The sequence below is a fragment of the Pseudomonas sp. FW300-N2A2 genome (genome assembly GCF_017351735.1).
Lineage (GTDB): Bacteria > Pseudomonadota > Gammaproteobacteria > Pseudomonadales > Pseudomonadaceae > Aquipseudomonas > Aquipseudomonas migulae.
In genome coordinates this window covers 18,393-28,395 of the sequence record NZ_JACNDU010000043.1, presented here as the reverse complement: position 1 = coordinate 28,395, position 10,003 = coordinate 18,393, and the positions used below count along the sequence as shown (strand labels likewise).

The 10,003-nt window shown below is 60.0% G+C and carries 7 protein-coding genes; all 7 read right to left on the bottom strand.

Going from position 1 to position 10,003, the window contains the following annotated elements:
- A partial coding sequence (gene fabI / locus J4E42_RS27755) for an enoyl-ACP reductase FabI (protein WP_207286646.1) occupies positions 1-780 on the bottom strand: 780 nt, incomplete at its 3' end.
- A 21-nt stretch (positions 781-801) separates the two neighbouring features.
- On the bottom strand, positions 802-2,412 hold the full coding sequence (locus J4E42_RS27750) for an ABC transporter ATP-binding protein (RefSeq protein ID WP_207286645.1): 1,611 nt from the start codon (positions 2,410-2,412) through the stop codon (positions 802-804).
- 1 nt (position 2,413) lies between these two features.
- A complete protein-coding gene (locus J4E42_RS27745; protein ID WP_008028637.1) occupies positions 2,414-3,433 on the bottom strand; it encodes an ABC transporter permease in 1,020 nt (339 codons plus the stop codon).
- A gap of 1 nt (position 3,434) precedes the next feature.
- Positions 3,435-4,508, bottom strand: a complete 1,074-nt coding sequence (locus J4E42_RS27740) for a microcin C ABC transporter permease YejB (RefSeq protein WP_008028636.1) — start codon at positions 4,506-4,508, stop codon at positions 3,435-3,437.
- Between the two features lie 3 nt (positions 4,509-4,511).
- On the bottom strand, positions 4,512-6,353 hold the full coding sequence (locus J4E42_RS27735) for an extracellular solute-binding protein (RefSeq protein ID WP_192227362.1): 1,842 nt from the start codon (positions 6,351-6,353) through the stop codon (positions 4,512-4,514).
- Complete coding sequence (locus tag J4E42_RS27730) at positions 6,350-8,182, bottom strand: extracellular solute-binding protein (RefSeq protein WP_207286644.1); 1,833 nt, start codon at positions 8,180-8,182, stop codon at positions 6,350-6,352. The genes J4E42_RS27735 and J4E42_RS27730 overlap by 4 nt, the downstream gene beginning before the upstream one ends.
- A gap of 322 nt (positions 8,183-8,504) precedes the next feature.
- The gene (locus tag J4E42_RS27725) at positions 8,505-9,962 is read right to left on the bottom strand and encodes a transglycosylase SLT domain-containing protein (RefSeq protein WP_207286643.1); all 1,458 of its coding nucleotides are present in this window, start codon (positions 9,960-9,962) and stop codon (positions 8,505-8,507) included.
- Positions 9,963-10,003 lie beyond the last annotated feature (41 nt).

The window sequence follows — 10,003 nt, the reverse complement described above, 5'->3', positions numbered from 1 at the left end:
GCCCATGGCCGTGGTGTTGAAACCACCGTCCACGTACATGATTTCACCGCTGATGCCGGACGCCAGGTCCGAGCACAGGAAGGCGCCGGCGTTGCCGACTTCTTCGATGGTGACGTTGCGACGCAGCGGGGTTTGCGCTTCGTTGGCGGCCAGCATCTTGCGGAAGTTCTTGATGCCGGAAGCGGCGAGGGTGCGGATCGGGCCAGCCGATACGCAGTTGACGCGAGTGCCGTCCGGGCCCAGGGAGCCGGCCAGGTAACGTACGCCGGCTTCCAGCGAAGCCTTGGCCATGCCCATTACGTTGTAGTTAGGCATGGTGCGCTCGGCACCCAGGTACGACAGGGTCAGCAGGCTGCCATTGCGGCCTTTCATCATTTCGCGGCCAGCTTTGGCCAGGGCCACGAAGCTGTAGGCGCTGATGTCGTGAGCAATGCGGAAACCTTCACGGGTGGTGGCTTCGGTGAAGTCGCCGTCCAGTTGGTCGCCCGGGGCGAAGCCGACGGAGTGCACGATGCAATCCAGGCCATCCCACTTCTTGCCCAGCTCAACGAAGACCTTGGCGATTTCTTCATCGCTGGCCACGTCGCACGGGAAGCACAGGTCCGGGTTGGAACCCCAGCTTTGTGCGAACTCTTCGACACGACCCTTGAGTTTGTCGTTCTGATAAGTGAAGGCAAGCTCAGCGCCCTCGCGATGCATGGCGGCAGCGATGCCGGATGCGATGGACAGCTTGCTGGCGACACCGACGATCAGTACGCGCTTACCGGCGAGAAAACCCATGTGTTGCTCCTCTCTTTCAGGTTATTGCGCAGTGGCTGGTGCCAGAAAAGCGGCTTCCAGCAACTGCTGTGTATACGGATGTTGGGGGGCGGCAAAGATACTTTGCGCGTCTCCCTGTTCGACCACTTGGCCATGCTTGACCACCATCAGCTGGTGGCTCAGCGCTTTGACGACAGCCAGGTCATGGCTGATAAACAGATACGTCAGGTTGTACTTGGTTTGCAGTGAACGCAAAAGCTCCACCACTTGGCGCTGCACTGTCCGGTCGAGGGCCGAAGTCGGCTCGTCCAGCAGAATCAGCGCCGGTTTTAGCACTAATGCCCGGGCAATGGCGATTCTCTGCCGCTGCCCGCCGGAAAATTCGTGGGGGTAGCGGTGCCGGGTTTCCGGATCCAGACCTACCTCCTTGAGTGCCGCAATAATCGCTTGTTCCTGTTCTGCCTCGGTGCCCATCTTGTGAATCCGCAGGCCTTCGCCAACGATCTGGCTCACGCACATCCGCGGGCTCAGGCTGCCGAACGGGTCCTGAAACACCACCTGCATCTCCCGACGCAGCGGCCGAACCTGTTGTTGCGTCAGGCAGTCTAGCTGCTTGCCTTCAAAACGGATCGCACCTTTGCTGCCAATCAGCCGCAAAATCGCCAAACCGAGTGTCGACTTGCCGGAACCGCTTTCTCCCACGATCCCCAGGGTCTGTCCCTGAGGCAGGCTGAAATTGATCCCGTCCACCGCTTTGATGTGATCGACGGTCTTTTTCAGCAAGCCTTTCTTGATCGGGAACCAGACTTTCAAGTCCTCGACCTGCAGCAGCGGCGGGCCAATCACATTGGTCGCCGGCTTGCCGCTGGGCTCCGCTGCCAGCAGTTCCCGAGTGTACGGATGCTGCGGCGCGCGGAACAACTCTTCGCACGATGCCTGTTCGACGATGCAACCGCGCTGCATGACACATACGCGATGCGCAATTCTTCGCACAAGGTTCAAATCGTGACTGATCAGTAACAATGCCATGCCCAGACGGGTCTGCAATTCCTTGAGCAATTCGAGGATTTTCAGCTGGACGGTCACGTCCAGCGCGGTGGTCGGTTCGTCTGCGATCAGCAGCTCCGGCTCGTTGGCCAGGGCCATGGCGATCATCACTCGCTGGCGCTGGCCGCCGGACAATTCGTGGGGCAGGGCTTTCAGGCGCTTCTCGGGCTCCGGAATGCCGACCATTTCCAGCAGTTCCAGCGTGCGTTTGGTCGCGACTTTGCCGATCAAACCTTTGTGGATGCTGAGAACTTCGTTGATCTGCTTCTCGATCGAGTGCAGCGGATTGAGCGAAGTCATCGGCTCCTGAAAGATCATCGCGATCCGGTTGCCACGGATGTGGCGGATGGTTTTCTCTTTCAGGCTCAGCAGGTCTTGCCCGGAGTACTCGATGGTGCCGGACGGATGCCGGGCGAGCGGGTAGGGCAGCAGGCGCAGGATCGAGTGCGCGGTCACCGATTTGCCGGAACCGCTTTCACCCACCAACGCCAGGGTCTCGCCGCGCTTGATGTCGAAGCTGACACCTTCGACCACCCGCTGGCAGCGCTCGCCAACGACGAATTCGACGGCCAGGTCGCGCACTTCGATCAGATTGTCCTGATTCATTTCACTTCCTCGGGTCGAAGGCATCGCGAGCGGACTCGCCGATGAACACCAGCAGACTCAACATCAACGCCAGCACTGCAAACGCGCTCATGCCCAGCCACGGCGCTTGCAGGTTGGATTTGCCCTGGGCCACCAGCTCACCGAGCGACGGCGCGCCCGGCGGCAAGCCGAAACCCAGGAAGTCCAGCGCCGTCAGCGTGCCGATGGCGCCGGTCAGGATGAACGGCATGAAGGTCATGGTCGAAACCATCGCGTTGGGCAAGATGTGGCGGAACATGATCGCACCATTCTGCATCCCCAGCGCCCGGGCCGCGCGCACGTATTCGAGGTTGCGTCCGCGCAGGAACTCGGCGCGAACCACGTCCACCAGGCTCATCCACGAAAACAGCAGCATGATCCCCAGCAGCCACCAGAAGTTCGGCTGGACGAAGCTGGCGAGAATGATCAGCAGATACAGCACCGGCAACCCGGACCAGATCTCCAGGAACCGTTGCCCGGCCAGGTCGACCCAGCCGCCATAGAAACCCTGCAAGGCACCGGCAATCACGCCGATGATCGAGCTGAGAATGGTCAATGTCAGCGCGAACAGCACCGAAATCCGGAAGCCGTAAATCACCCGCGCCAACACATCGCGGCCCTGATCGTCCGTGCCCAGCAGGTTGTCGGTCGACGGCGGCGCCGGTGCCGGGACTTTCAGGTCGTAGTTGATGCTTTGGTAGCTGTAGGGAATCGGCGCCCACAGCACCCACGCATCCTTGGCCTTGAGCAGTTCGCGGATATACGGGCTCTTGTAGTTGGCTTCCAGCGGGAATTCGCCGCCGAACGTAGTCTCCGGGTAACGCTTGAGCGCCGGGAAGTACCAGCTGTTGTCGTAATGCACCACCAAGGGTTTGTCGTTGGCGATCAGCTCGGCGCCGAGGCTCAGGCCGAACAGCACGAGAAACAGCCACAGCGACCACCAGCCGCGCTTGTTGGCCTTGAACAGTTCGAAACGCCGGCGATTGAGAGGGGACAGGTTCATCTCAATGCTCCCGGCTTTCGAAGTCGATACGCGGATCGACAAAGGTGTAGGTCAGATCGCCGATCAGTTTCACCACCAATCCCAGCAGGGTGAAGATGAACAACGTGCCGAAGACCACCGGGTAATCACGGTTGATCGCCGCTTCGAAACTCATCAGCCCCAGTCCGTCGAGGGAGAAGATCACTTCCACCAGCAACGAACCGGTGAAGAAAATCCCGATGAACGCCGACGGGAAACCGGCAATCACCAGCAGCATGGCGTTGCGGAACACGTGGCCGTAGAGCACACGGTGATTGGTCAGGCCCTTGGCCTTGGCGGTGACCACGTACTGCTTGTTGATTTCATCGAGGAAGCTGTTTTTGGTCAGCAGGGTCATGGTCGCGAAGTTGCCGATCACCAGCGCCGTCACCGGCAACGCCAGGTGCCAGAAGTAATCGAGAATCTTGCCGCCCATGCTCAGTTCATCGAAGTTGTTCGAGGTCAGTCCCCGAAGCGGGAACCAGTCGAAATAGCTGCCGCCGGCGAACACCACAATCAACAAAATGGCGAACAGGAACGCCGGGATCGCGTAACCGACGATGATCGCCGAGCTGGTCCAGACGTCGAAGTGACTGCCATGCCGCGTGGCCTTGGCGATCCCCAGCGGGATCGACACCAGGTACATGATCAGCGTGCTCCACAGCCCGAGGGAAATCGACACCGGCATCTTTTCCTTGATCAGGTCGATGACCTTGGCGTCGCGAAAGAAACTGTCACCGAAATCCAGGGTGGCGTAGTTCTTGACCATGATCCACAAACGTTCCGGCGCCGATTTGTCGAAGCCGTACATGTGCTCGATTTCTTTCACCAGCGCGGGGTCAAGACCCTGGGCGCCACGATAGGCCGAGCCGGCCACCGACACTTCTGCACCACCGCCGGCAATGCGGCTGGTGGCGCCTTCGAAACCTTCGAGCTTGGCGATCATCTGCTCCACCGGCCCGCCGGGGGCGGCCTGGATGATCACGAAGTTGATCAGCAAAATGCCGAGCAGCGTCGGGATGATCAGCAGCAGTCGCCGAAAAATATACGCCAGCATCTATTACTCCGTGCCCGCAGGGTCGGCTTGCAGTTTGGTTTCGACTTCTATCGCCGGTGTCACGTTGGGCTTGATCCACCAGGTGGCCGTACCGATGTCGTACTTGGGTGAGATTTTCGGGTGGCCGATATGGTTCCAGTAAGCCACGCGCCAGGTCTTGATGTGCCAGTTGGGGATCACGTAATAACCCCATTGCAGCACGCGGTCCAGTGCACGGGCGTGAGCCACCAGGCTTTTGCGAGAATCGGCGTTGATCAGTTGCTCGACCAGTTGGTCCACCACCGGGTCTTTCAGGCCCATGGAGTTGCGGCTGCCGGGTTTGTCGGCGGCGGCAGACATCCAGAATTCGCGCTGTTCGTTACCCGGCGAGTTGGATTGCGGGAAGCTGCCGACAATCATGTCGAAGTCCCGCGAACGCACGCGATTGATGTACTGCGAGACGTCGACCCGGCGAATCACCAGGTCGATCCCCAGGTCGCTGAGATTGCGCTTGAACGGCAGCAGCACCCGTTCGAACTCGGTCTGGGCCAGCAGGAACTCGATGTTCACCGGTTTGCCGTTGGCGTCGACCATCTTGTCGTCGACGATCCGCCAGCCGGCTTCCTGCAACAGCTGGTAAGCCTTGCGCTGCTGCGTGCGGATCATGCCGCTGGCGTCGGTCACCGGGTTCTGGAAGGCCTCGGTGAATACCTGTTCGGGGATCTTGCCGCGGAACGGGTCGAGAATGGCCAACTGATCGGCATCCGGCAAACCGGTGGCGGCCATTTCCGAGTTTTCAAAGAAACTGCGGGTACGCACGTAGGCGCCGTTGAACAGTTGCTTGTTGGTCCATTCAAAGTCCAGCAACAGCGTCAGCGCCTGGCGCACGCGCACGTCCTGGAACACCGGGCGGCGCAGGTTGAAGACAAAGCCCTGCATGCCGGTCGGGTTGCCGTTGGGGATCTGTTCCTTGTTCAACCGACCTTCGGCAACCGCCGGAATGTTGTAGGCGTTGGCCCAGTTCTTCGCGCTCATTTCCAGCCAGTAATCGAACTGTCCGGCCTTGAGTGCTTCCAGGGCCACGGTGTTGTCGCGGTAGTAATCGGTGGTCATCACGTCGAAGTTGTAGAAACCTCGGTTGGCCGGCAGGTCCTTGCCCCAGTAATCCTTGACCCGCTCGTAGCGAATCGAGCGCCCGGCCTTCACCTCGCTGACCTTGTACGGGCCGCTGCCCAACGGCATTTCCAGGTTGCCCTTGTTGAAATCCCGGGTCGCCCACCAGTGTTTGGGCAGTACCGGCAACTGGCCGAGGATCAACGGCAGTTCGCGGTTGTTGGTGTGTTTGAACTTGAACAGCACGGTCAGCGGGTCTTCGGCGACTGCTTCAGCGACGTCGCTGTAGTAGCCGCGATACATCGGTGCGCCGTCCTTGATCAGGGTTTCGAAGCTGAACACCACGTCTTCGGCACGGATCGGATGACCGTCGTGGAAGCGCGCTTCAGGGCGCAGGTAGAAACGCACCCAGCTGTTGTCCGGGGCTTTCTCGATCTTGCCGGCAACCAATCCATATTCGGTGAACGGTTCATCGAGTCCCTGTTTGGCCAGGGTGTCGTAGATCAGCTCGATGTCGCCGGCCGACACGCCTTTGCTGATGAACGGGTTGAGGCTGTCGAAGCCGCCGAAGCCGGCCTGACGGAAGACCCCGCCCTTGGGTGCGTCCGGATTCACGTAGTCGAAATGTTTGAAGTCGGCCGGGTATTTCGGCGGCTCGTTGTACAAGGTCAGGGCGTGTTGCGGCGCGGCGCAGGCCAGCCCGGCGAACAACAGGCCGCTGGCCTGCAGGAGCAGGGCGCGTACGGGTTTCATCGATCTTTCTCCGAAGATTTCAGCCACCACGCGCTCAGGCCCAGCGTATAGGGCGGCGTGGTGACGAAGGCGAACCGGTTGCGGTAGGCCAGGCGGTGATAATTGAGGTACCAGTTGGGAATGATGTAGTGCTGCCATAGCAACACGCGGTCCAGGGCTTTGCCGGCGGCAACCTGTTCATCGCGGGTCTGGGCGGCGAGCAGTTGCTCGAGTAAATGGTCAACCACCGGGTTGGCGATGCCCGCGTAATTTTTGCTGCCCTTGACCCCGACCTGGCTGGAATGGAAATACTGCCATTGCTCCAGGCCGGGGCTGAGGGTCTGGTTCAGGGTCATCAGAATCATGTCGAAATCGAACTGGTCGAGGCGCTGTTTGTACTGGGCGCGGTCCACCGTGCGTAGCCGGGCGTCGATGCCGATACTGGCGAGGTTCTCGACATAAGGCTGGAGGATGCGTTCCAGATTCGGGTTGACCAGCAGGATCTCAAGCGAGAGCGGCTGGCCCTTGGCGTTTTCGACTCGTTGACCGTTGAGCTTCCAGCCGGCCTCGGCGAGCAGGCTCAGGGCCTGGCGCATGGTGTCCCGCGGAATGCCGCGCCCTTGGGTCTGCGGCAGGCTGAACGGCTCGGTGAGCAGTTTGGCGGGCAATTGCTCGCGGTACGGCTTGAGCATCAACCACTCATGACCGACCGGCAGACCGGTGGCCGAGAATTCGCTGTTGGGGTAGTAACTCATGGCGCGTTTGTAAGCACCGCTGAACAGCGTGCGATTGGTCCACTCGAAATCGAACATCAGCCCCAGCGCTTCGCGCACCTTTGCGTCGGATAAGGCCGGACGCCGGGTGTTCATGAACAGGCCCTGGCTCTGGGTCGGGATCTGGTGCGGGATCTGCGCCTTGATGACATCGCCTCGTCGCACGGCCGGGAAGTTGTAACCGTTAGCCCAGTTTTTCGCCTGATGCTCGATGTAGATGTCGAACTCGCCGGCCTTGAAGGCTTCGAACGCGACGTCGCTGTCGCGGTAGAACTCGACTTCCATGCGGTCGACGTTGTACTTGCCGCGATTGACCGGCAGATCTTTGCCCCAGTAATCCTTGACCCGTTCAAACACAATCTGGCGCCCGGGCGTGACCGAGGTCATGCGATAAGGGCCACTGCCCAGCGGCGGCTCGAAGGTGGTGGCCTTGAAGTCGCGATCTTTCCAGTAATGCTGCGGCAGCACCGGCAACTCGCCCAGGCGCAAGATCAGCAGTGGGTTGCCAGCGCGCTTGAAGACGAAACGGATGCGCTGCGGGTTGAGCACGTCGACCCGCAACACTTCCTGGAGATTGGTGCGGTATTGCGGATGGCCTTCCTTGAGCAGCAATCGATAAGAGAACGCGACGTCATACGCAGTGATCGGCGTGCCATCGTGAAAGCGGGCTTCGGGGTGCAGGTTGAACACTACCCAGCTGCGGTCCTCGCTGTATTCCACCGATTGGGCGATCAGGCCATAACTGGAGGTGGGTTCGTCGCCGGACGGCGCGTATTGGCCGGTGCCGACCATCAGCGGCTCGTTGAGCTCGTTGATGCCGTACTGCAGGAAATTCGCGGTGGAAACCGGGCTTGAGCCCTTGAAGGTGTACGGGTTGAGCGTATCGAAGGTGCCAAACGCCATCACCCGCAACGTACCGCCCTTGGGCGCTTGCGGGTTGACCCAGTCGAAATGGGTAAATCTGGCCGGGTACTTGAGCGTGCCGAACTGCGCATAACCATGGCTTTCGCTGATCGTCGCACTTGCGGAGGAGCTCAAGGCCAGGCTGATGAGGAGCAGGAGGAGGGGACGCTTCAAGTCAGAGATCCGATCCAGGCGGCTTGGGCTTTGTGGGCCGTACAGTAACAGCTTGTATGGACAGGAAAAAGACGGGGATTTAACGACCCCTTAATTGCCGGGGCAGATCCCTTGTGGAGGCTTGGAAACCTATTTGATCGCTCGTCGTACACAAACCCTGTAGGAGCCAGCTTGCTGGCGATGGTCGTTAACGATATCGCGTGAAATCTGGTTAAACGCGGCGCACTTGAGCCCATCGCCAGCAAGCTGGCTCCTACAGGGTTTGTGTGAACCTGTTTATGGTATTTGGGCAAAAAAAAGCCCCTGAAGTCAGGGGCTTTTTTTAGTGCGGCGAAGCAACCGTCAACATCTGGCCCGGCTTCAGCGCCTGGCCGACACGCGGGTTCCAGCGCTTGAGGTGCTGCATTTCAACGTTGAAACGCTTGGCCACGATGTACAGCGAGTCACCTTGCTGGACCTTGTATTGGGTCTGCGGTTTCTTGGTGTCCGTCTTGCCATTCGCCTTGGTGTTGGCGGCCACTACGGTGTTGACGCGTCCGGAGCTGCGCTTGGTCTTGTCCTGCATCACCAGCGTCTGGCCAACCTTGAGGTCCTTGCCGGTCAGCTTGTTCCAGCGTTGCAGGTCTTTTACGTCGACCTTGTTGGCCTTGGCGATGGTGCCGAGGTTGTCGCCACGTTTCACGCGGTAGGCACGTTTGAGGCTGGCGATCTGGGTATCGTCTGCGCCTTCGAACACCGGTTTGAGCGACTTCTTGCTGATCAGCTCTTCGGGACGCATGGTCGACAGGCTGGCGGTCAGCAGTTGCGCCTTGGACGTCGGCACCAGCAAATGCTGAGGGCCGTCCAGAGTGGTGGTGCGCTGCTTGAAGGCCGGGTTGAGCTGGAACAACTCGTCTTCGTCGATATTGGCCACCGCTGCAACCTTGGACAGGTCCATGCGCTGGTTGATTTCGACGGCCTGGAAATACGGTTCGTTGGCGATCGGGTTGAGGTTCACGCCGTAGGCTTCGGGTGCCAGGACCACTTGCGACAGGGCCAGCAACTTCGGCACATAGGCCTGGGTTTCCGACGGCAGCGGCAGGTTCCAGTAATCGGTAGGCAGGCCAAGTCTTTCATTACGTTCGATGGCCCGGCTGACCGTACCTTCACCCGCGTTGTAAGCCGCGAGGGCCAGCAGCCAGTCGCCGTTGAACATGTCGTGCAGACGGGTCAGGTAATCCATCGCGGCGGTGGTCGACGCGGTAATGTCGCGACGGCCATCGTAGAAACGGGTCTGGCGCAGGTTGAAGTAACGCCCGGTGGAGGGAATGAATTGCCACAGGCCAACCGCGTCGGCCCGGGAATAGGCCATTGGGTTGTAGGCGCTTTCAATCACTGGCAGGAGTGCCAGTTCCAGCGGCATGTTGCGTTCTTCAAGGCGTTCGACGATGTAGTGAATGTAGAGACTGCCACGTTCGCCGGCATTTTCGAGGAAGGAAGGGTTGCTGGCGAACCACAGGCGCTGTTGCTCGATGCGCGGGTTGACGCCCAGGCCTTCCTGCAACTGGAAGCCCTGGCGCATGCGCTCCCAGACGTCCTGTGGAATTTGCGGGCTAGGCTTTTCGCTGAGCCAGATGGGCTTCTGTTTGGCTCGCGCTGCGATGTTCGGGGTATGTGCCGCGTCGGTCTGCGGCACATGGCTGGAACAGCCCGCCAGAGTGGCGGACACAGCCACCGCTATGGCTTGAGCCAAGCGGGTCAATGCGTCTGAATTGATGGCTTTACGAATAGATGACGACATTGGCTGGAAGTAAGTTCCGGGCAAAAATGTCGGGCGATTCT

Coding starts and splice junctions, on each gene's coding strand:
- J4E42_RS27745 (WP_008028637.1), bottom strand. CDS start 3,433: ATGAACCTGTCCCCTCTCAATCGCCGGCGTTTCGAACTGTTCAAGGCC.
- J4E42_RS27735 (WP_192227362.1), bottom strand. CDS start 6,353: ATGAAACCCGTACGCGCCCTGCTCCTGCAGGCCAGCGGCCTGTTGTTC.
- J4E42_RS27740 (WP_008028636.1), bottom strand. CDS start 4,508: ATGCTGGCGTATATTTTTCGGCGACTGCTGCTGATCATCCCGACGCTG.
- J4E42_RS27725 (WP_207286643.1), bottom strand. CDS start 9,962: ATGTCGTCATCTATTCGTAAAGCCATCAATTCAGACGCATTGACCCGC.
- J4E42_RS27750 (WP_207286645.1), bottom strand. CDS start 2,412: ATGAATCAGGACAATCTGATCGAAGTGCGCGACCTGGCCGTCGAATTC.